The 19,695-nt window shown below is 69.0% G+C and carries 21 protein-coding genes; 14 read left to right on the top strand and 7 right to left on the bottom strand.

Going from position 1 to position 19,695, the window contains the following annotated elements; translation table 11 throughout:
- Positions 1-42: 42 nt before the first annotated feature.
- Complete coding sequence (locus B7K21_RS02285; RefSeq protein WP_084073430.1) at positions 43-1,104, bottom strand: GTP-binding protein; 1,062 nt, start codon at positions 1,102-1,104, stop codon at positions 43-45.
- A gap of 54 nt (positions 1,105-1,158) precedes the next feature.
- Between B7K21_RS02285 and rpmB the strand changes: the two genes are divergently transcribed.
- The 9 genes from rpmB (at position 1,159) to B7K21_RS02240 (ending at position 5,507) form a co-directional block, all read left to right on the top strand.
- Positions 1,159-1,398, top strand: coding sequence for a 50S ribosomal protein L28 (gene rpmB, locus B7K21_RS02280; protein WP_084073428.1), 240 nt, complete (start codon positions 1,159-1,161; stop codon positions 1,396-1,398).
- Positions 1,398-1,565 carry a 50S ribosomal protein L33 gene (gene rpmG, locus B7K21_RS02275; RefSeq protein WP_084073425.1) on the top strand — a complete coding sequence of 56 codons (168 nt, stop codon included), beginning with the start codon at positions 1,398-1,400 and terminating at the stop codon, positions 1,563-1,565. The genes rpmB and rpmG overlap by 1 nt, the downstream gene beginning before the upstream one ends.
- Positions 1,565-1,870: a 30S ribosomal protein S14 gene (gene rpsN, locus B7K21_RS02270; RefSeq protein ID WP_084073422.1), complete on the top strand. Its 306-nt coding sequence runs from the start codon at positions 1,565-1,567 to the stop codon at positions 1,868-1,870. Before rpmG ends, rpsN begins: the two co-directional genes overlap by 1 nt.
- Complete coding sequence (locus B7K21_RS02265) at positions 1,870-2,121, top strand: type B 50S ribosomal protein L31 (RefSeq protein ID WP_084073420.1); 252 nt, start codon at positions 1,870-1,872, stop codon at positions 2,119-2,121. Before rpsN ends, B7K21_RS02265 begins: the two co-directional genes overlap by 1 nt.
- On the top strand, positions 2,118-2,240 hold the full coding sequence (locus B7K21_RS02260; protein WP_084073417.1) for a ribosomal protein bL36: 123 nt from the start codon (positions 2,118-2,120) through the stop codon (positions 2,238-2,240). Before B7K21_RS02265 ends, B7K21_RS02260 begins: the two co-directional genes overlap by 4 nt.
- A complete protein-coding gene (gene rpmF / locus B7K21_RS02255) occupies positions 2,240-2,443 on the top strand; it encodes a 50S ribosomal protein L32 (protein ID WP_084073415.1) in 204 nt (67 codons plus the stop codon). Before B7K21_RS02260 ends, rpmF begins: the two co-directional genes overlap by 1 nt.
- Complete coding sequence (locus B7K21_RS12905; RefSeq protein WP_084073412.1) at positions 2,443-2,736, top strand: HU family DNA-binding protein; 294 nt, start codon at positions 2,443-2,445, stop codon at positions 2,734-2,736. The genes rpmF and B7K21_RS12905 overlap by 1 nt, the downstream gene beginning before the upstream one ends.
- A 157-nt stretch (positions 2,737-2,893) precedes the next feature.
- Positions 2,894-4,279 carry a glycine--tRNA ligase gene (locus B7K21_RS02245; protein WP_084073409.1) on the top strand — a complete coding sequence of 462 codons (1,386 nt, stop codon included), beginning with the start codon at positions 2,894-2,896 and terminating at the stop codon, positions 4,277-4,279.
- Positions 4,280-4,283: 4 nt separating this feature from the next.
- On the top strand, positions 4,284-5,507 hold the full coding sequence (locus B7K21_RS02240; protein ID WP_234989142.1) for a YibE/F family protein: 1,224 nt from the start codon (positions 4,284-4,286) through the stop codon (positions 5,505-5,507).
- Between the two features lie 18 nt (positions 5,508-5,525).
- Here B7K21_RS02240 and B7K21_RS02235 read toward each other — a convergent pair whose 3' ends face one another.
- Complete coding sequence (locus tag B7K21_RS02235; RefSeq protein ID WP_084073404.1) at positions 5,526-6,860, bottom strand: oligosaccharide flippase family protein; 1,335 nt, start codon at positions 6,858-6,860, stop codon at positions 5,526-5,528.
- A 106-nt stretch (positions 6,861-6,966) separates the two neighbouring features.
- Between B7K21_RS02235 and B7K21_RS02230 the strand changes: the two genes are divergently transcribed.
- The 3 genes from B7K21_RS02230 to B7K21_RS02220 are packed head-to-tail and all read left to right on the top strand — an operon-like array spanning position 6,967 to position 9,924.
- Positions 6,967-7,695, top strand: a complete 729-nt coding sequence (locus B7K21_RS02230; protein WP_159448384.1) for an HAD family hydrolase — start codon at positions 6,967-6,969, stop codon at positions 7,693-7,695.
- Between the two features lies 1 nt (position 7,696).
- Complete coding sequence (locus B7K21_RS02225; RefSeq protein WP_084073399.1) at positions 7,697-8,932, top strand: hypothetical protein; 1,236 nt, start codon at positions 7,697-7,699, stop codon at positions 8,930-8,932.
- Positions 8,929-9,924 carry a glycosyltransferase family 2 protein gene (locus tag B7K21_RS02220; protein WP_200806229.1) on the top strand — a complete coding sequence of 332 codons (996 nt, stop codon included), beginning with the start codon at positions 8,929-8,931 and terminating at the stop codon, positions 9,922-9,924. The genes B7K21_RS02225 and B7K21_RS02220 overlap by 4 nt, the downstream gene beginning before the upstream one ends.
- Before the next feature lie 4 nt (positions 9,925-9,928).
- Here the strand turns inward: B7K21_RS02220 and B7K21_RS02215 are convergent, their stop codons facing one another.
- The 5 genes from B7K21_RS02215 to B7K21_RS02195 all read right to left on the bottom strand — a co-directional run bounded on the left by B7K21_RS02215 (position 9,929) and on the right by B7K21_RS02195 (position 16,580).
- Positions 9,929-12,097, bottom strand: coding sequence for a family 16 glycosylhydrolase (locus B7K21_RS02215; protein ID WP_084073397.1), 2,169 nt, complete (start codon positions 12,095-12,097; stop codon positions 9,929-9,931).
- A complete protein-coding gene (locus tag B7K21_RS02210; protein WP_084073395.1) occupies positions 12,094-12,993 on the bottom strand; it encodes a glycosyltransferase family 2 protein in 900 nt (299 codons plus the stop codon). The genes B7K21_RS02215 and B7K21_RS02210 overlap by 4 nt, the downstream gene beginning before the upstream one ends.
- A complete protein-coding gene (locus tag B7K21_RS02205) occupies positions 12,990-14,012 on the bottom strand; it encodes a glycosyltransferase family 1 protein (protein ID WP_084073392.1) in 1,023 nt (340 codons plus the stop codon). The genes B7K21_RS02210 and B7K21_RS02205 overlap by 4 nt, the downstream gene beginning before the upstream one ends.
- On the bottom strand, positions 14,009-15,145 hold the full coding sequence (locus tag B7K21_RS02200) for a glycosyltransferase (protein ID WP_200806228.1): 1,137 nt from the start codon (positions 15,143-15,145) through the stop codon (positions 14,009-14,011). The genes B7K21_RS02205 and B7K21_RS02200 overlap by 4 nt, the downstream gene beginning before the upstream one ends.
- 139 nt (positions 15,146-15,284) lie before the next feature.
- On the bottom strand, positions 15,285-16,580 hold the full coding sequence (locus tag B7K21_RS02195) for a polysaccharide biosynthesis tyrosine autokinase (RefSeq protein WP_159448383.1): 1,296 nt from the start codon (positions 16,578-16,580) through the stop codon (positions 15,285-15,287).
- A gap of 93 nt (positions 16,581-16,673) precedes the next feature.
- Between B7K21_RS02195 and B7K21_RS02190 the strand changes: the two genes are divergently transcribed.
- Together B7K21_RS02190 and B7K21_RS02185 are read left to right on the top strand one after the other, a co-directional pair.
- Entirely contained in the window at positions 16,674-18,047 is a 1,374-nt protein-coding gene (locus B7K21_RS02190) for a hypothetical protein (protein WP_159448382.1), read from the top strand.
- Positions 18,048-18,339: 292 nt separating this feature from the next.
- Positions 18,340-19,695: an NAD(P)-binding protein gene (locus B7K21_RS02185; protein WP_084073383.1), complete on the top strand. Its 1,356-nt coding sequence runs from the start codon at positions 18,340-18,342 to the stop codon at positions 19,693-19,695.

Genomic DNA, 19,695 nt, shown 5'->3' with positions numbered 1-19,695 from the left:
TCATCATCCTAAAAGTATTGATAATCATTGTCAAAAATGTCGTCAGTCTTGCGGGAACCAGTCGTCGAGCGTGTCCAGCTGCTCGCCGAGATCCTCACCTGGCCGCACCAGCGAGTCGGCGAACGCTTGAGCGATCATCGAGCGATCGCCATGCATGCCGGTGATCCGCAGGTGCGTGCGCCGCTTCGTGGAGGGCCAAGGGCCGTGCTCGCCGACGCGCAGCTGACGGCCGGCGGACTCCCAGACGCAGAGGCCGTGCGGTCGAGACGCGACCCAGAAGTGGCCGCGCGCCTGGACTTGGTGGTCGGCGAGGCGCCGCATGTTTGCGCGGAGTCGGCCCGGGTGGAAGGGGTGCGGACTGTCGAGGGTGAGCGTCCAGATTCCGCATGAGTCGCTCACCGAACGGCGCGATCGGTGCGTGGGCGAGACGCGTTCAAGGGAGTCTGAGGGGCGGCCCGTCCTGCGCAACAGGTCGACCGGGTCGATCTCGCCCAGCTGTGCGACCGCCACCGCTGAGCCCTCGCCGCGAAGATGGTCGGCGAGAGCGCGCGCGTCGGGGCTCGGGGCGTCGTCGGCAGTGAGCAGCACGACGTCCGCCACTGCGACGATTGGTCCGACCGCCTCTGCGACGACGCGGTCGTCATCGTCGCCGAGGTCGATCCCGCGATCGGCGAGCAAGTCGTCCGAGAACGCGTCGTCAACGAGCGCGTCGGCGTCGAGCACCGCGATGGTGGCACCGAACTGACTCCCCTCAAGAGCGCCGCCCCGGACGAGCTCGACAGTGAGTGAGCGGAGCAGGGGCGCGGGGTCGGCGGTGACCGGAAGCGCGACGACGGCGTGGCTCCAGCATCCCTCCTCGCGCATCCGTACGAGCGTGGGGATTACGTCCTCCCGCACTGCGCAAGAGAGGCATGAGTGCGCAAGCGGGTGGCTGGTCTCCTCCACGACGCCGCAGGACCCTGAGGCGACGTGGGATACCGAGTCGGCGTCGACATCGTGAGCGACGACGACGGTGTCCGGCGAGTCGGTAGCGAGTTGGAAGGACAGCGACGAGCGGATCACTGGATCGATCGTCGCGAGGATGGAGATGGTGAAGGTGCTCATAGCGGCCGACTGTAGCACTTGACGAGAACGATTCTCATTACTAGTTTGTTCGACATGTCAGCACAGCGATGCCAAGTCACCGGAGCGGTGCCCAGCTTCGGAAAGTCCATCTCCCATTCCCACCGCCGCAGCTCGAGGCGCTGGAAGGTCAACATCCAGCGCCGGACCTTCTGGGTGCCAAGCCTCGGCCGCAGAGTCACGATCTTCGTCAGCGCGAAGGGTCTCAAGGTGATTGACCGGGATGGCATCGAAGCAGTCGCGGCACGCCTTCTTGCGACGGGGGAGCGGATCTGATGGCCGCGCGCAAGGACATCCGCGACAAGGTGACTCTCGAGTCGACAGTAGGCACCGGCGTTCGCTACGTCACCACCAAGAGTCGCCGCAACACCCCGGACCGCCTCGTGCTCAGGAAGTACGACCGGATCGCGCGGTGCCACGTCGACTTCAAGGAGACCCGCTGATGGCTAAGAAGAGCAAGATCGCGCGGCAGCACCAGCGCGAACAGACCGTAGCCCGCTACGCGGAGCGCCGTCACGAGTTCAAGGAGGCGTCGGTGAACCCGCACCTCACGCCCCAGGAGCGAGCACAGGCCATGTCAGCCCTCCACGCCCTGCCGCGAGACGCCTCCCCGACACGGCTGAGGAACCGGGACACCGCGGACGGCCGGCCTCGCGGCCACCTGAACACGTTCGGCCTCTCCCGCGTGTCGTTCCGCCAGGCCGCCCTGCGTGGCGAGCTCCCCGGCGTGACGAAGGCGAGCTGGTGATGCGCAAGGGAATCCACCCCGCATATGGACCCGTCGTATTCCGCGACCGATCAACAGGCTTTGCAATCCTCACGCGCTCGACCCGCGGTTCCTCGGAGACGGTCATCTGGGAGGACGGCAACGAGTACCCGGTGATCGACGTCGAGATCTCCTCGGCAAGCCATCCGTTCTACACGGGTCAGTCCAAGGTCATCGACACCGCTGGGCGCGTCGAGCGCTTCAACCGCCGCTACGGAAAGGACATTTCATGAAAGTGCGCGCAAGCATCCGCTCTCTCGCCCGCAAGGAAGGATCAATCGTGGTCCGCAGGCGAGGCAAGACCTTCGTGATCAACAAGCGCAACCCCCGCCTCAAGGCCAGGCAGGGCTGATGGCCGTACCGAAGCGCAAGACCTCCCGCGCCCGGACGCGCATGCGCCGCGCGCAGTGGAAGGCGGAGCACGTCACCCTCACAGAGGCCACGATCGACGGCGGCCGCTACCGGCTCCCGCGCCGACTCGTCGCAGCCGCGCGCCGTGGGCTGCTCGACTCCAGCACCCTCGACGCCTCGCGCGTCACGACGAAAGGACCTTGATGACCGTCTCACGACAGAACCTCATTGCCGCCATGGCCAGTGCGGCTGACATCAGCGACCGGGCGGCCAGCCGCGCCCTGGCTGCAATCGAAGACTCCCTGCTCGCAGCCGCGTCCGCGGGAGCGTCGGTGCGATTGCCCGGCATCCTGTCGCTCGACGTCGTCGCGCGTGCTGAGCGTCAGGGGCGCAATCCCCGCTCCGGTGAGCCTCTCACGGTCGCGGCCGCACATGTAGCTCGTCTGAAGCCAGGGAGTCGTTTGCGCGCTGCGGCCGCAGCGAGCCGCGCGAGCTGAATCGTGGTCGGCCGCTGTGGGGAAGCGGCCGACCGCCACAGGGGTCCGGGTCCTCGTGCGGAGGATCCGGACCCCTCTCTCGTCGGCGGGCTCGGGGTTGCGCACCGCACCACTAGACTTGAGCGAGCATCCGACGACCGCCCGCAAGGAGTAACCCGTGGCCGCACCCAGCCGTCTCGACAACGTCATCTCGCTCGCGAAGCGCCGCGGCTTCGTGTTCCCGTGCAGTGAGATCTACGGCGGTACGCGCTCCGCGTGGGACTACGGGCCCCTCGGCGTCGAGCTCAAGGAGAACATCAAGCGCCAGTGGTGGCGTGCGATGGTCACGAGCCGCGACGACATCGTCGGTCTCGACTCGTCCGTGATCCTCGCCCCTCAGGTGTGGGAGGCCTCGGGTCACATCAAGGCGTTCGTCGACCCGCTGGTCGAGTGCCTCAGCTGCCACAAGCGCTACCGCGAGGACCACCTGCTCGAGGAGTTCGAGGAGAAGAAGGGCCGCGCGCCCGAGGGCGGCCTCGCCGAGATCGCGTGCGCGAACTGCGGCACGCGCGGCCAGTTCACCGAGCCCAAGATGTTCAACGGACTGCTGCGCACCTACCTCGGCGCCGCGTCGGACGACTCCGGCCTGCACTACCTCCGTCCCGAGACCGCGCAGGGCATCTTCGTGAACTTCGAGAACGTGATGCGTGCCTCGCGCGTGAAGCCCCCGTTCGGCATCGCCCAGGTCGGCAAGTCGTTCCGCAACGAGATCACGCCAGGAAACTTCATCTTCCGCACCCGCGAGTTCGAGCAGATGGAGATGGAGTTCTTCGTGGTGCCCGGCACCGACGAGGAGTGGCACCAGACCTGGATCGACACGCGCCACGCGTGGTACACCGACCTTGGCATCGACCCCGAGAACCTGCGCCTGTTCGAGCACCCGCAGGAGAAGCTCTCGCACTACTCCAAGCGCACCGTCGACATCGAGTACCGCTTCGGCTTCCAGGGCAGCGAGTGGGGCGAGCTCGAGGGAATCGCCAACCGCACCGACTTCGATCTCAAGACGCACTCCGAGCACTCCGGCAAGGACCTCAGCTACCTCGACCCCACCACGAACGAGCGCTTCACCCCGTACGTGATCGAGCCCGCCGCCGGCCTCTCGCGAAGCCTCATGGCGTTCCTCGTCGAGGCGTATGAGGAAGAGGAGGTGCCCACCGCGAAGGGCGGCACCGAGACCCGCACCGTGCTGCGCCTCGACAAGCGACTCGCTCCCGTGAAGGCGGCCGTCCTGCCGCTGTCCAAGTCGGAGGAGCTCGTGCCCACCGCACAGGCGCTCGCGACCGAGCTGCGCGCGCACTGGAATGTCGAGCTCGACGTGACGCAGTCCATCGGCAAGCGCTACCGCCGCCAGGACGAGGTGGGCACACCGTTCTGCATCACCGTCGACTTCGACACGAAGGATGACCAGGCCGTCACCATCCGCGATCGCGACACGATGCAGCAGGAGCGCGTGGCGCTCAGCAAGGTCGCGGAGTACCTCGCGCCCAAGCTCCTGGGCGCGTGATCCCATGGGCGCGGGCCACTCGCACGGCACCGCGCTCGAGTCCGCTCCCCGGGCGAGCGAGCGCACGTCGATCATCCTTGCGTCGATCGTGGGGGTGGTGCTGTTCCTGACCCTGGTCGGCGCGGCCGTCGTGTGGCCTCAGGACGCCGACGAGCTGGGCACCTGGCCCACGGCCGCTGAGGGCTCGCGGTGGGTCACCGCCGAGATCATCGGGCCAGCCTCGAGCGGGGTCGAGGGAGAGTACGGCGCGCTGATCCGGGGCGAGGAGGATCAGGGTGAGGTGATCCTGCTCGGCACCGGGGACCCCGCCCTCGAGATCCGCACGGGCGATGTCATCCGCGCGCTCGAACTGCCCGACGGGTACCTGGTGTTCGCCGACTTCGAGCGCGGCTCGCCGCTGCTGATCCTGGCGATCGCCTACGTGCTCGTCGTGCTCGCCGTCGCCCGCTGGCGCGGGCTCGGTGCGCTGCTCGGTCTGGTCGCCGCCTTCGGAGTGGTGATCCTGTTCACGATCCCCGCGCTGTTCGCAGGCGGGGACCCACTGATCGTGGGCCTCGTGACCGGCTCTGGGGCGCTCTTCGTGCTGCTGTACCTTGCGCACGGCCCGAACGCTCGTACCACCACTGCGTACCTCGGCACGCTCGCGGGCCTGATGATCACCGCGGCCCTTGCCTGGTGGGCCGTGGGAGCCTCGAGGCTGACAGGCATCTGGAACGAGGAGGGCGTGCACCTCGAGTTCTGGTACCGCGGGGTATCGCTCGAGGGCCTCGTGCTGTGCGGCATCATCCTCGCGGGGCTCGGCGTCCTCAACGACGTCACCATCACGCAGGCCTCCGCCGTGTGGGAGCTGCGCGCCGTGCGGCCAGACATGTCGCGCTGGGAGCTCTTCAGGCGCGGCATGCGCGTGGGCCGCGATCACATCGCCTCCACCGTCTACACCATCGCCTTCGCCTACGTCGGGGCCGCACTGCCCACGATCATGATGGTCTCGCTCTACAGCCAGAGCCTCGGCGTCACGCTCACGTCCGCTGAGTTCGCCGAGGAGGTCGTGCGCACACTCGTCGGGTCGATCGGGCTCGTGCTCGCCGTGCCGCTGACCACCGCGATCGGGGCGCTGGTCGTCGGACGCCACGCGATTCGCGACGAGGACGTCGCCGAAGCCGCCGTCGAGGGAGCCGACGGCGAAGGGCTTGACCCGGCCCGCGCGTCGGACGCGGGGCCGGGCTAGGCGCTGCTGACCGGCACGCTAGCGGCGCGCCATCGCGAAGGCACGGTCCCTCGCAGACATGCCGAGGGTCCACGCCCGGGCCACGTCGTCGCGTGTGATCCGCACGAACGCCCAGGGCGACAGGCCGAGCACGCGACCCGCCATCACGACCATGAAGACGGTCATGACGACATTGCTGATCAGGCTCGTCCACGCCGCGCCCCACACACCGAACGGCGGGACGAGGATCACGAACGCGGCGATGTTGGCTACCAGGGTGATCGCCAGGCCCACGCTCCGGAGCGTGGGCCTCTCCCACGAGCTCAGGCCGCTCGCGGTCATGAGGCCGGGAACGCAGACGCACGCCGAGATCAGGAGCAGGATCGTCGGCCACAGCGCCGGCGCGAACTCCGGTCCGAAGAGCGGCTCGATCCACCACGGCAAGGTGAGCGCCAGTGCTGAGGAACCCACGATCGCGAGCAGCAGGGTGAGACGCGACGTGTCGGCGACCCGCGACGCGAGCTGATCGCGGCTTCCCACGCCGAACAGGGCCCCTTGAATCGCCAGCGCCACCACGAGCGGCAGGTCGGAGACCGTGGTGGCGACCGTATAGAGCCCGAGGTCGTAGGCGGTGGACAGGGGCACCATCAGCAGTGGGGCGAGGCGCGACAGCGTCATCGACGCCACCGACCCCCACCAGACCCGCACGCCGTAGCCGAACAGCGGCTTCAGCGTGCCGTCGCTTCCATCGCTCTTGTCCTGATCGAGCGGTGGCCTCGCGCCCACGACGATGTAGACGACCCCCGCCAGGACCGGCAGTGCGACGTTGACGATCACGGCGGTGAGCACCGTCAGTGTGTCGGTGAGGAACAGCACGCCGAACGCGACGACACGGCCCGCCGTGAGGATGAGCCTCTCGATAGCGACGTGCTTCCACATCTGGCGGCCGATCGCGGCCCCGCGCACGACCCCCACGATGAGCGCGGGCACGGTCGACGCGCTCGCCACGAAGATCAGGGAGCCGAGTTCGGAGTCGCCATCCGCGAGGAACGGCAGCAGCAACACCGTCACAGCGACGGAGAGGATGCCGACGGCCAGCGTCGCGACCGACGCCCACAAGACCGTCGGGCGCGTGACGCTGGGGCGGCGCGCCAGATGGAAGGTCAGCGCGTCGGGGAGGCCAAGCGTGGCGAGGTTGAGCATCAGCGCCGACGGCGCGAGGGCAGCCGCAAGGAGTCCGCGCCCTTCAGCGCCGAGGCCGTGGGCGAGGATGGGTGCGGTGACGAGTCCTGCGGCGGGGACGAGGAAGCTCGTCGCCGTCATGAGAACTGCCGCACGCTTGAAGCTCGGGTCCTTCTCGGGGGCGGAGGCCACGGGTCAACATTAGGGGCACTTGGGACAAATCGATAGTGCCGAACGGCCACTTCGGGCTAGCATGGCGGCGGATCGTCAGAGCTGTTCCACTCCCACGGAGGTCACCGTGAGCGTCGGCATGCTGCAGGACTCGGTCACCGCCCCGGCTCCGGCGGTGCTGTCGCTCGACATCTTCGACACGGTGCTGCTCCGTGACGGAAGCACTCAGGTTGAGCGCTTCGTCAAGTCCGGACGTCGTGCCGCCCCGCGGCTGGGAGTGGATCCGGGTGCGCTCGCGGCGGCGCGGATCCTTGCGCACACGAACGCGTACCGGGCCATCAGCATGGAACGGCCCGGGGCTGATCCCCGGTTCGATGCGATCTGCCGCGCGACCGTCGCAAGCGTCGGCCTCGGAGGCGAAGCCGCCTCGGTGCTTGCCGAGTGCGAGAAGGACGTCGATGCCGAGCGGCTCAAGCCAGGGGCTCCAGCGCTCGCGATCATCGATGAGGCGCGCGCTCGGGGACAGCGCGTGATCGCGACGAGCGACACCTGGTACGCGCCGGACGACGTCGGCGAACTGTTGGTGCGGGTCCTCGGCCTGCAGCCGTTCGACCGCATCTACACCAGTTCGGAACTCGGCGCGACGAAGCACCACGGCGGGATCTTCGAGAAGGTGGCGGACCTCGAAGGCTATGGGGCGGAGCACTTCCTGCACGTGGGGGATACGTGGGCAGCGGACTACGGCAGAGCGACTGCGGCGGGGTGGGCCGCGCGCCATCTGTCGCGGGGGCACGCGTTTGGGGTCGCGCTCGCGGTGGGAAGGCTGAAAGCGCTGGTGATGTACTCAAGGGGGTGAGGTGATGGTCGAGGCCACGCCAGAGGAGTTCGGTCGAGCGGTGCTCGGTCCGGTGGTCGCAGAGTTCTGCCTGAGGCTGATGAGCCTGGCGAGCCTGATCGAGGTGCCTGAGGGTACGGCCATGCTGTTCTGCGCCAGAGGGGGCCTGCGGTTGCGCGAGGCGTATCTGAGGTTCGGTGACGCGGTCGCGAGGCCCGCCCCGACCGCGACCGTACCGTTCATGACATCGCGGCTGACCTCCATTCGTCCCGCCCTCGTGCCCGCCCTGACGGGAACGTCCGCACGGTTCGGCCCGGCCGCCAGCACGGCCATCCAGCGCGAGCTCTCGCACCTTCCGGCCCGCGAGGCGGCACAGGCGCTCTCGGGCGTCGATATGGACGTAGACATCCCGAGAGGCGAGGAGCCCGCCGACGCTGCGTCGGTCCTCGCCGTTCTGACGCACCCCGATGCCGCCCCGGCGCGTGAAGAGCTCCTGGTCCAGGCAGAGCGGTTCACCCGGCACGTGCGCGAGTCCCTCGGAGGAGCGCAGCACGCGCTGCTCGTCGACACGGGTCTCTATGGGACTACCGGACTGCTGCTCGCCGAGGGCTTCCCCGAGCTGCGCGTCTCCGCCGCCCTGATCGCGCACCAGCGGGCGCCGGGCATGGACCTCTCCCGCGTGCCGACCTACGGCCTGATCGAGCATTCGGACGGCTACGCGCCCTGGCGGGCCCGCAGCTCATTGCTCCGCTACTGGCACTTCGTGGAATGGCTCTTCGAGCCTGCGCTCCCGAGCGTCAGGCGGTTCGACGAGCGGGACGGTGCCGTGGTCTCGAACCTCGAACAGGTCGACGGCTGGTCTGAGAAGGTGCTGCCCCTCGAGGGCGAGGCGTTCCATGGTGTGCTGCGCTACATGCAGGAAGACGTTGCCGCCGGCGGCGAGGCCAAGGTCCTGGCCGATGCGCCTGGCGCCTGGAAGCGGCTGCGGCGCGCGATCGTCTGGCCGACGGCCGATGACGCGACGGCGCTCGCGGTGGGAACGAGATCGCACGACTTCGGGCGGACGGAGACGTGGACGACGGAGCCGTGGAAGGGGCCGCTCGCCTCGCTCAGAGGCTCGACGATGTGGCGTGAGGGCACCATCGCCCGGTCGGGAACGCCTTTGCGCGCGCCGCTGCTCGCGACCATCGAGGGGGCCTACCTGGCGAGGACGACGTACAGGACGGCGCGCCGCGCGATCGCAGGAGGTCGCGCATGATGGAGCGGCTCAGCGTCGTGATCCCCAACTACAACTATGGGCGCTTCATCGAGGCCGCCATCGACAGCGCGCTCGCCGTCGACTGGCCGGACGTCGAGGTGATCGTCGTGGACGATGGATCCACCGACGACTCCCGGGAGCGTATCGCCGCGTACGGGGATCGCATCACGGCCGTGTTCCAGGCCAACGCGGGAGCGCGCGAGGCATCCAACGTCGGGTTCGCGAGGTCCACGGGCGACGCGATCGTGTTCCTCGACTCCGATGACCTTCTCGAGCCGACGCTCGCCCGCGAGGTCGCGATCGTCTGGAGCGACCGCGTCAGCAAGGTGCAGTTTCCGATGATCCGCATCGACCGGGACGGCATCCCCACGGGCTCGCGCTTCCCCGAGTTCGCCCGAGTGCCGACGCCGGACGACGTCCGTCGGTGGATGCGGGCCACGGGCGAGTACCCGACGCCGCCGGGCACGGGCAACGTGTACGCCCGCACCTTCCTCGAGAAGCTGTTCCCTCTTGACGGCACGTGCGGCGCGTGGACCGACTCCGCGTGTCTCGCCGCGGCGCCCTACCTCGGTGATGTCATCACGGTAGAGCGCCCCCAGGCGCGCTACCGACAGCATGGAGAGAACGACAGCTTCCTCCTCGCTGATCCACGCCGCTTCAGCGACCATGTGGCCAGGGCGCTCCAGAGGCATCGGTTCGCGCTTGCGCTGTCGGGCAACGAGGCCGATGGGGACGCTCCGCTGTTCCGCGGGCGCCACTTGCTCCAGTTGAGAGTCGCGGCGCGAAGGATGCGTCCTCAGGACCGGCCGTTGCCGGGTGACTCTCGAGCGCGGATGCTCGGCGATGCCGTGGCCTCTCCGTTCGTTCCGGGGCCGGACTCGGCGAAACGGAGACTGATGGTCGCAGGCTGGTCGATCGCGACGCTCGTCGCTCCGCGTGCGCTGGCGTCACGGCTCGTGGAGATGCGCTTCCGACAGCCTTCCGCGGCGTGACGCCTCACGTGTAGACGCGTACCCAGTCGACGTACATCTCGATCTCTTCCCCCAGCGGTTCGAGGTGGACCGGCCACCCGCCGCCCAGTGCGAGATCGATGAGGAAGAAGTAGGGAAGTGCATCCAGCTCGAGGTTGCTCCACGAGGTGATGAGCCTGCCATCGATGAACATGTCGGCACCGTCGGGGCGGACGTGAACTCCGTACGTGTGCCACGTCAGAGCCCAGTCAGTCATGCCGTTGTCGTGGAAGCAGTCAACCCCCACCGCGTCCGAGTCGGAGAGCCAGTTATGCGCGGTGTGGCAGCTGCCGGTGGGGTTGTGACCGTAGAGCTCCACCGCGTCGATCTCTCCGGCGGCATCGGCAGGCGCCCGGGCGCTCTCGGTGTCCAGCATCCAGAACGCGGGCCACGATCCGGCTGCGGCCGGCGCGAGGATGCGGGCTTCGAAGTAGCCGTACTGGGCTGAGAACCCCGACCCGCCGACGCGCGCAGAGGAGAGGATGCCTCCCGTGTGCTGTCTTTCCCAGCCCCATGGATCGTCGCGCGTACCGAGCGGTTCGACCTTGATGCGCAGGTACTCCTCCTTCAAGGTGCCGATGGAGTCCGTGCCCCATGCGGGATCTGCGAACACGGCGTCGCCGAACTCACCCCTGCCGCCAGCGTCGGGCTTAGTGGCGGAGTAGGTGGCGCCGTGGCCCTCCTGCGTGAGCGAGAGGGGCTCGGAGAAGTCGTCCTCGTACTGGAGGGTCATGCCCGCAGGAGCGAAGCCGTCGGACGTGACGGCCACACCTGAGACGTTGTACAGCTGTGGGTAGAGCGGAGCTGCGGCGGAGGGCGCCGTGACCTTGAGAGCCACCGGCCCATGCTGCAGTCGGTCCAGCTCGACCATGAGCACTGCACGCCCGTCGCTGTCGGCGACTGACTCCGCGACGTCCGTGATGCTCTGCAAGCGCGGGTCCCACGCCGCTGCAGTGACGGAGGACCCAGGCGCCGCGCTTACCACCACCGTCGTATCGCCGGAGACTGCGGTACCTATTGCCGGGCACACGAGTGCCAGCTCCGCACCGCTCGAGGTGCCGACCGCCGCCGACGACGCGGTGCACCCGGGCCCGTCCGGCGCGTCGACCTCGACGCCGCGCGTCGTCGGCCATCGCGGCGGCGTCGAACCCGCAGGGTATGCGCGCAGTTCGCCTACGGGTGCGGCGTCGCCAGCAATCTCGAATCTCAGCCACGTGACGCGGCGAGGCGTGATAGCGATGGTCGTCAGGGGGTGCGTCCCGGAGGCCACGCCGCTCACAGGGATCGTGCTGCCGTCGCTGAACACGAGCGTTCCGTGCATCGGATCGCCGCCGTCCGTGGATCCGGCGATGCTGACGCTCGCCACAGCGGTCGCTTCGTCCCACGACAGCGCGGCCCACGGTGCCTGGTCTGCGGTGTCGGGTGACCAGGTCGCGCCGATGTCGCCTTCCTCGATGCTCCCGTCGGCCAGGGCCGCTGCAGAGTCGCCCGCCTGTGCGCTCGAGACGCGAGGAGCGGGTGCCCCCGCCGCCCCTCCGCTCTGGATGGAGCCGGAGTCGTCGAGTGAGAGAGCGCGTAGCGCCACGGCTTCGGAGCCCGGTGCGCCATCGACGAATCGGATCTCGGCGCTCGTCACCCACACCCGTTCGATGTCGACCGAGACGTTGCCGTGCCGGTCAGGCGTCACCCACACCGAGGCGCCGTTGTCGAACGTGACCACTGCTGCGGAATAGGCGTGAGCGGGGCCGCCCGCGCCGTCGAGTCGGATGTGGCTCACCGCAGCGGGGTCGTGCCATTCGAGTGTGAGCCACGAACCCTTGGCGGGAGTGCGCGACACCCACACGGGATCGACGTTCGCCCACGCGGCGTAGTCCGGCTCACCGAGGGGTTCATCGATCGCGCGCTCGGGAGCGCGTGCAGGCTCGTCGAGGTCGCGCGCGGCACGGACGAGGTCGTTCGGGTCGGTGCCTTCCGTGGCCGATGAGGCTCTCACGATCACGTCGCCTGTCCCGCCCAGCCTGTCGACGGCGACCACGGCGGCGGTGATGGCCGCCAGGCTCAGCGCGACCGCCGCCCAGGCTCGCGCGCTTCTGCGCCGCCATCCGGACTCGTCCGCGTCAGACGTGCGGCGCTCGAGCCGTGATGGAGCGGTCACAGCGTGGAGATCCGTTCGGGTGTGATGCGACCGCGCAGCACGTCGCGCAATGCGAGCGCATTGCCTCTGAGGCGCTCCCGGCGCCACGACGTCTCGGGCCCGATGACGCTGCGCACCACGTTCTTGGCCGTCGGACGGAAGATCTCCCACGCGGAGAGCCACAGCGGGAAGCTTCCGGTGCGGTTCAGGTGGATCGGGTTCATGAGTTGCGAGTAGCCCAGGCGCACATGGTTGGTGCGTCCGCCCGACGCTGCGCCGCGGTGAACGATGACGCAGTCTTCGACGTGGGCGAGGAACCCGTGGCGCATGAGGCGGCGTGCGAAGTCGTGGTCCTCGAGCCATGAGTAGAGCGGCAGTCGTGCGTCGAACAGGACACCGGGGGCCTTCGTCCGATGGAAGACCATGTTCGCGCCGAAGAGCGTGCGACCCCTCGTGAACTCACCCGTGAGGGGTTCACGTTCGGACCTCTCGACGAGCCGATCCGCCTCGTCAAGCGGAACCTCGCCGTAGCTCTTGCTCGCGGCGCCGTCGAGCAGCACACGCCCGGTGAGTCCGACGCACTCAGGATGGGCGGTGAAGAACTCGAGCGCACGCTCGACGAAGTCGCGACGCACCACGGCATCGTCGTCGAAGAAGAGCACGACATCGGCGCGGTCGCCGAGGGCGGCGAGGCCTGCGTTGCGCTGCGCTGCGAGCCCTCTTGTGCCTGTCACCACCTCCCACGAGGGGTCGATCTCGTCGGGAAGGCTCTCGGCCGTCGGCACTGACAGGATCTTCGCCACAGGAGTGATGGTCTGCGCCGCGAGTCTGGCCGTGAGCTCACCGAGAAGCTCGGGCCGGTTCGCTGAAGCGATCACTATCGCCGCGGTCAGCGCGCGCGAGTGGGCGGTGGTCATGACCGTCCCGCCACCTGGTTGCAGGCCTGGGCCACGGATCTCGCGGAGGTGTCCCATGAGAACCGGTCGAGGTCGATGGCGATGCGTGGCGCTCGTTCCTCGATCGCGGCAGTGAGTCCGGCGGAGATCGCGTGCGCCGAAGTCGGGTCGACGTAGATTGCGTCGTCCCCGCAGATCCAACGGAACACTGGCAGGTCGGAGACCACGAGAGCCGCGGCACCGGCGGCCGCAGCTTCGACCAGAGGCAGGCCGAAGCCCTCGGCGCGGGAAGGGAAGACCACCGCGCGTGCTCCCGCGTACAGCGTTGCGAGGTCCTCGTCCGAGACGTAGCCGGCCTCGACGGTCCCGGAGGGCCAGTCGATCGGCTCCCCCCGGTAGATCGAGGCTCCGCCGCCGACGATGACCAAGGGATGCTGCTCGCGCACTGGTGCGGGCACAAGGCTGTACGCCTGCGCGAGCATGGCGAGGTTCTTGCGAGGATCGCGGCTGCCGACGGTGAGCAGGTACTGCCCGTGTGTGAGTCCAAGCGCGTCGAGCGTCGGTGTGCCGTCGTGCTCCACCGTGGCGAACACGTCACTGGGGGCGTTGGGGGCGACGACCACCTCACCGTCGTAGCGCTTGCGAACCTCGGCCGCGGTGGGCTCGCTCACGGCGACCACCGCGGCCGCCATCCTGAGCTGTGCGCGAAGGATCGGAGCGTGCGTGAGGACGTACTTGCGTGAGAACCACTCGGGGTTGGTGAGCACGAACAGGTCGTGCACGACGAGCACCTGACGGCGTGCGAAGGGCGCGCGCGACGTCAGCGACACCAGGACTGCGCTCGGAGCGAGCCGCGGCAGTCGCAGGACGGCCCAGGCCCACTCGCGCAGCGAGGATCCGACCCAGTGCCCCGTGGGCTCATGCTCGGCGAACCCGTGGTGCGCGACGAGCCGGTCAGCGATCTCACGGGCATACCGTTGCTGTCCCGTGACTCGCTGAGGTCGGAATGCTCCGTTGACGACGACGGTCCGGGCGCTCATGCGGCGACCCACTCCTGGATCTCTGTCGCGAATCGCGACTGCGAGAAGCGTCGGGCGTGCTCGAGCCGGTGCTCTCGCACGGTGGCCAGCGCCGTATCCACGGCGGCGGCCATGCCCTGAGCCGACTCGAACTCCGTCAAGGCGCCTGTCGCGCCGTCCACGATGGACTCGGCGGTGCCGCCGACGTTGCGCGCGACCACGGGTGCGCCTGCGGCCATCGCCTCGACGGGCATGATCCCGAAGTCCTCCACGGCGGGAAAGACGTACACCGATGTCCTGCTGAACAGGGTCCAGAGCAGGGGGTTCGAGGGCGACAGCACGAACGTGACCGGTACCGTCGACTCGGCTGCGAGCTCGCGCAGCCGAGGCAGCTCGGGGCCTCTCCCGGCGAGCACCACCGGCAGATCGCAGGCCTCGCCCACGCGAATGACCACGTCGAGCTCCTTGTAGGGGATGAATCGGGATGCGCCGAGGATGAACGTCTGGGGCAGATCGTCGACGACCCGCCGCTCGTCGTCCGACAGCTCGGCAGTCCAGTCGCGGCTCTGGATCTGCTCGACGTCCACGGGCGGGTGGATCACGGCCGCGTCGGTGCCCCAGGTTGCGGCGATCCGTGCGCGGACGAACTCACTGTTCGCGGCGAACTGCGCTCCTGCGTGGGCGCGCCGCCTGTCGCCACCCTTGAGCGTCGCGGCGACCAGCCGGGCGGTCGCGCTCGACCCGCGCTTGTCGAGCTCGGGAGTCCAGACGTACCGCGCGGGCGTATGCACGTACACGAAGCGAGGGAGATCCGGTCGACCGAAGTCGACATGGTGCGCGAAGGCGTGAGAGCTGATCAGGGCCCAGTCGTACTCGGGCCCACGTTGCATTCGCCACGCCAGCGGCATCCACGGCAGCGCGAGCGCCTTGCTGCGTCTCAGTGGGGTACGTGCGAGCCAGGTCTCTCGCAGGCGTTCCGATGCGAATCGCCCTTGCGAGTCGTCCCAGAGGCAGAGCATGTCGGCGTCCGGGAAGATCCGTCCCATCGCCTCGAAGACGTTCTCGCTGCCGCCTGCCGGCGCGAGCCATTCGTGCACGAGTACGCCGCCCATGACACCCCGCCCCTCGCTTGGCACGGTGACTCGGTCGTTCACGAACAGGCTTCGCGCTGTCGCCACGACAGAGCCCCCGCGCGCCACCGATTCGTCCCTTAAGTTACCTATGTGCCGCCGATGCTGGCAAGGGTTTTCTCGTGCGGCCTGTGCTGCGGGATCGGGGTGGTGGGCCAGCGCGTCACGTGTGCGGCGCGCCGATCAGCACCACGCCGGTGAGGACGCCGGGCCTCTCGGGAAGCGATGAGGTGGCGGCGCGCAGCGAGGCGTGAGAGTCGGCTCCGGCGCGGAGTGTGAGCGTCACCTGGGAGGCCTCGCCTGCCACGATGGCGCCGTCGGCGACGTCGAGCAGAGGCGGAACTGAGACGAGCACGGTGTCGTACTGCGATTCGGCCCATCGGAGCAGCCGCGAGAGCGAGGGCCGCTCGAGCAGGTCGGCGGGATCAGCGGCGGCGTGGCCGGCTGGCAACGCCCAGAGCCCCCGCTCGTGCGTCGCGACGACGGTCGAGTCAGGGTCGACCTCACCGGCGAGGACCTCCATGGCGCCCGGGGAGTCGGCGAGTTCGAGCAGGCGAGACGCCCGCTGCTCGCGTCCGTCGAGATCGACGAGCAGTGTGCGGCGATTGCTGCGGGCGAAGGCGAGGGCGAGCTGGTGAGGCACCGCCGCATCCGACGCGGTTGCGGACAGCGGAGCGACCAGCACGCTGTGGCCTGCAGTGTCAGCCGCCTGAAGGAGCCGCGTGCGCAGCTCTTGGTACGAGGCGGGCACTTCGGTGCGGTCCGCGTCCGGCGCGGTCGCTCGGCGTGCGGGCACCGGGACGACGCCGAGCACGCCGATGCCGTGCGTGGCGAGATCGTCGCGGGTACGCACGCGATCGTCGCGCGTGAACCGCACGATTGCTACGACCAGGCCGATGCCGAGGCCGATCAGTCCCGTCAGCACCAGGACGCGCTTCGCGTCGGGCGAGCTCGCCTGCGACGGAGGTTCAGGCTGGCTGAGGATCTCTAGGCGGAGGGCGTCGTCGCCGGCCAGGTTCTCGCCTCCGACGCTGTCAGGCACGACCTCGACGGCGAAGCGTGCGACGGTGGCAGCGGCATCGGCCGCGAGGCCGGGCTCGTGCGCGCTGACCGTGACGGTCAGCAGGCCCGTCGCGACCTGGGTGGTCACACCGACCATGGCCTCGAGGTCGCCCGTCGACGTCCCACCTCCCAGCGCTGCCGCCGCAGGCTCGAGCACGACGGGCGAGTCGATGATCCCCGCGACGGTCGCCGCGATACTCGATGCGAAGTCGACGCCTGCTTGCGCATCCTGGATGCCGACGGGCTCGTTGGCGGTGACGACGATGCGGGTCGAGGCCTCGTAGACCTGTGGCGCCGACGAGAGATACATCGCGCCGGCGATCGCTCCGATCGCAGTGGCGGCGAGCAGCGGCAGCCAGCTTCTGCGGATGGCGCGGAGATAGTCCAGCAGTTCCATGGGTCCCCTCCCGATGACTGCGGTGAGCGCACGCGCATGGATCCACCACCTGGACCCACGGCGCTGTTTCCCCTCGCAAGGTACCTTACGGGCATGGGGCTCCTGACTGCCAGCACCGCGTTGCTGGTCCTGTACGGCCTGGCGACGCGACGCTATGACCGCGCCCTGGCGCTCGCCGGAGCCACCTCGGCGGGCGCCGCGCTCGTGCTGGGACCTGTCGCGGTGCCGACGTTCTACGCCGTGGCTGCGGGACTGGTGGTGGTGCTCGGAGCGAGGTTCCTTGGCTCCCGCGGAGACCTGCGGCGGCTCGCGGGCATGCCCGGGTGGGGGCTGTTCCTCGGCTTCTTCGGCTGGTCGGTGCTGGTGACTGTCGTCGCGCCGCTGCTGTTCAGCGGGTTGCGCACGGAGACTCCGTCCGGCGCCGTGCTCGCCGCGGGAGACCTGACCATGTCGAACGTCGCCCAGATCGTCTACCTCGGCCTGAGCGTGTGCGTCGTCGTGATCTTCGCGTACACCTCGCATATCGGTCCCCAGGCCATCGGCCTCACGCTGTATGCCGCGATCCTGCTCTCTGGGTGGCGCTATCTTGCGGTTCACCAGGGCGTTCCATTCCCCGAGGGGGTGTTCGACAACTCTCCCACCTTCGCGTACATCGAGACCGCAGCTGGGGGAGTCGAACGCTTCCGAGGCATCACCTCGGAGCCGGCGGCGTTGGCTGGCGTGGTCATCGCGACGATGACGTACGCGATCGCCCGCGCGCGCCAGGTGGGAGGTGCGCGCAGGATCGCGCACCTGCTCGTCGGCACGGTGGCCGCGTTGCTGGGCGCCGTCTCGACGTCGACCTCCTTCGTCGTGGTCGGCATGATCATGCTCGGGCTCGTCGCCGTCGTGTCTCTCGGCGCTCTCCTCGGGCGCCGCGCGGTGCTGGCGCCGTCCTCCGCCGCGACGTTATGGGGAGCAGGGGTTCTGCTGGTCGCGGCGGCGCCGGCCATCTACGCGTGGGTGACGGGCGTGGTCGGCGACAAGGTGGAGTCCGACTCGTTCGATGCGAGGTCGGGAACCGACGCGCGGTCCTTCGAGATCTTCCTCGACACGTACGGTTTCGGCGTCGGGCTCGGCAGCGGGCGCGCCTCCTCGTTCGTCGCGACCCTGCTCAGCACCACCGGGTTCGTCGGCACGCTCCTGTTCGTGGGCGCGATCGCCGCCGTCGTCGGTCCCGCGCTCGCGGTGCGCCGGGCGCGTCCCGTGGTGTGGGTGCTCGCGGCGGTGCTCGCCACGAAGATCGTCTCGGGTCCGGATCTGTCGCCAACCGATGGGCTCCTGTGGATGTGCCTCGGGGTGCTCGCGGGCATCGTGGTCGCGCATCGGCGCGAGGAGGCCGCGCGCGCCGACGAAGGCGGCAGCCAGGCCATGCGGCATTCCCCGGCGGCTTCCCGCGTCGGTCCCACGCCTGCGACGGTGACCTGACGCCCCGCTGCCCGAGTACGCACGAGCAGTTGCACGGGGACCCTTGCGGACGCCGAGGGGCGCTGTGCTAGCGTGCGATTCATCTTCTCGGCCGGGTTCCACGAATCACCAGCGTCACCCGACATCGACGGGCAGACGTGCGTACCTCATCCCCACACTCACGGGAGGTCGCCGACAGTGCCAAGCTCCTCGCGTCACGCTCTACACGCCTTCGCTCGCGCGCGCTTCGGGCATCGCCAGCAGTATCTGCGGCTCACGAGCGGCGCGCCCCCAGGCAGGGTCGTGCACTGAGGTGGCGGACCGGGGGGCACGCCACAGCACCTACGACGCCGTCGTCCTCGGCGCCGGGATCAGCGGTCTCGTGTCCGCATCGGTCCTCGTCGAGCGCGGGGCGTGCTCCGTCCTGGTGCTCGACGAGTACCAGCAGGCCGGCGGCAACCACCTCGATTTCTCGATCGGCCCGTACACGTTCGATGTCGGCAGCCTCATCTTCCAGGATGACTCTCCGCTGGTGCATCGGTTCCCCGAACTGCTGCCGCAGTACGTGCCGGTCGAGCCGAGCTGGTCGCGTCTGAATCCGCAGGGGCGCATCGCCGAGTACCCGATCTCAGTGCGGGACGATCTCATCGCCGCCGGTCCGCTGGAGTGGGCGCGAATGGCCGGCTCGCTCGTGGGCTGCAGGCTGCGCCACCGGCGCCAGCGCAACGCACGTGACTTCGCGCGCTTCTGGGTCGGCGCGAGGCTCGCGCACCGGACGGGGCTCGAGCACTACATCGAGCGCTTCTACGGACGTCCCGCCGAGGAGATCGACCTGGAGTTCGCGCGCGCGAGGATGATGTGGATCGCTCAGAGCGCGGCACTGCGCCCCAGGCTCGCCGCGTTCGGCTCCGCCGCTGCGAGAAGGATCGCGCCGCGTCGGGCGTCCGACGACGCGGCCGAAGCGACTCCGAACCGCCAGCTCGTGCGACCGCGCGAGGGCTTCGCGGCGCTGTACGGGCCGGTGGTCGATCGGTTGCGCGACACCGGCGTCGACTTCGTGCTCGGGTGCCGCCCAACTGCGATCGAGGCGACCGGCGATGTGGCGATGGTGCGTGCCGAGGGCGTCGAGGTCGCCGCGCGGCAGGTGGTCTCGACCATCCCGGTGCATCGGGCGCTTGAACTGGTGGGCGTGAACGCCGAGCCGCTCCCGACGGTCACCATCATCTCGCTGCTGTGCAGCTTCGCCGGTGACAGGGGATTCTCGACATCGATCCTGTACAACTTCTCGCACTCGGGCGACTGGAAGCGCCTGACGATGCACTCCGACTTCTACGGCACTGCAGAGGGTCGTGAGTACTTCTGCGTCGAGGTCGTTGCGTCGCAGAGCGCGCCGGACGTGAACAGCGCGGAGAGTGGCTTCCTGACACATGTGCGCAAGCACGGACTCTTCGACGGAGATCTCAGGATCGAGGGGACGCACCTGCTCGAGAGCGTCTACCCCGTGTACACCCACGGAAGCGCGACCCGGGCGTCCGAGCAGATCGCCACATTGAGGAGTCATGGGGTGCAGTCGCTCGGCAAACAGGGAGGGTTCGAGTACCAGCCGACGGCTCGCGTCTCCACGCGGACCGCCGAACGTGCACTGGGGGGAAAGGTGTCGCCCAAGTGA

The sequence above is a fragment of the Demequina sp. NBRC 110052 genome, from assembly GCF_002090075.1.
Lineage (GTDB): Bacteria > Actinomycetota > Actinomycetes > Actinomycetales > Demequinaceae > Demequina.
The sequence above is the reverse complement of the archived record's forward strand: the minus strand, read 5'-3'. Positions and strand labels throughout refer to the sequence as shown.

Bases quoted from the DNA above. Each gene is read 5' to 3' on its own strand.
- B7K21_RS02285 (WP_084073430.1), bottom strand. From the start codon at position 1,104: ATGAGCACCTTCACCATCTCCATCCTCGCGACGATCGATCCAGTGATC.
- rpmB (WP_084073428.1), top strand. From the start codon at position 1,159: ATGTCAGCACAGCGATGCCAAGTCACCGGAGCGGTGCCCAGCTTCGGA.
- rpmG (WP_084073425.1), top strand. From the start codon at position 1,398: ATGGCCGCGCGCAAGGACATCCGCGACAAGGTGACTCTCGAGTCGACA.
- rpsN (WP_084073422.1), top strand. From the start codon at position 1,565: ATGGCTAAGAAGAGCAAGATCGCGCGGCAGCACCAGCGCGAACAGACC.
- B7K21_RS02265 (WP_084073420.1), top strand. From the start codon at position 1,870: ATGCGCAAGGGAATCCACCCCGCATATGGACCCGTCGTATTCCGCGAC.
- B7K21_RS02260 (WP_084073417.1), top strand. From the start codon at position 2,118: ATGAAAGTGCGCGCAAGCATCCGCTCTCTCGCCCGCAAGGAAGGATCA.
- rpmF (WP_084073415.1), top strand. From the start codon at position 2,240: ATGGCCGTACCGAAGCGCAAGACCTCCCGCGCCCGGACGCGCATGCGC.
- B7K21_RS12905 (WP_084073412.1), top strand. From the start codon at position 2,443: ATGACCGTCTCACGACAGAACCTCATTGCCGCCATGGCCAGTGCGGCT.
- B7K21_RS02240 (WP_234989142.1), top strand. From the start codon at position 4,284: ATGGGCGCGGGCCACTCGCACGGCACCGCGCTCGAGTCCGCTCCCCGG.
- B7K21_RS02220 (WP_200806229.1), top strand. From the start codon at position 8,929: ATGATGGAGCGGCTCAGCGTCGTGATCCCCAACTACAACTATGGGCGC.
- B7K21_RS02210 (WP_084073395.1), bottom strand. From the start codon at position 12,993: ATGACCACCGCCCACTCGCGCGCGCTGACCGCGGCGATAGTGATCGCT.
- B7K21_RS02205 (WP_084073392.1), bottom strand. From the start codon at position 14,012: ATGAGCGCCCGGACCGTCGTCGTCAACGGAGCATTCCGACCTCAGCGA.
- B7K21_RS02195 (WP_159448383.1), bottom strand. From the start codon at position 16,580: ATGGAACTGCTGGACTATCTCCGCGCCATCCGCAGAAGCTGGCTGCCG.
- B7K21_RS02190 (WP_159448382.1), top strand. From the start codon at position 16,674: ATGGGGCTCCTGACTGCCAGCACCGCGTTGCTGGTCCTGTACGGCCTG.